Here is a 246-nt window from a genome sequence, read left to right as displayed (position 1 = left end):
ATGTTGCGTTACTGCATCGAATCGAAAAAAGCGCCACGGCAGCGCCTGATTGGATCCGCGGAAGCTTGCTGGCTGCGACTGTAGCGTCACAGCTGGAGATGACCGAGGTTTGCGAGGACATTCGCAGTACGACCGCGCGTTTTGTGCAACGGCTGCCTTCGTTACAGGAACTGTAATTCAGTGATGTCATGGTGTACAACGATGGCCTATGTCTGGCTTCGATTAAAGGCAGAGAAAAAGTGGCTG

The 246-nt window shown here is 52.8% G+C and carries 1 pseudogene; it reads left to right on the top strand.

From position 1 onward, the window contains the following. Positions 1-246 (top strand): annotated as a pseudogene (locus tag FQ664_RS26650) (type VI secretion system domain-containing protein); the annotation flags it as partial.

This window comes from Pseudomonas persica, from assembly GCF_900291015.1.
GTDB lineage: Bacteria > Pseudomonadota > Gammaproteobacteria > Pseudomonadales > Pseudomonadaceae > Aquipseudomonas.
This window is presented reverse-complemented; position numbering and strand designations above follow the sequence as displayed.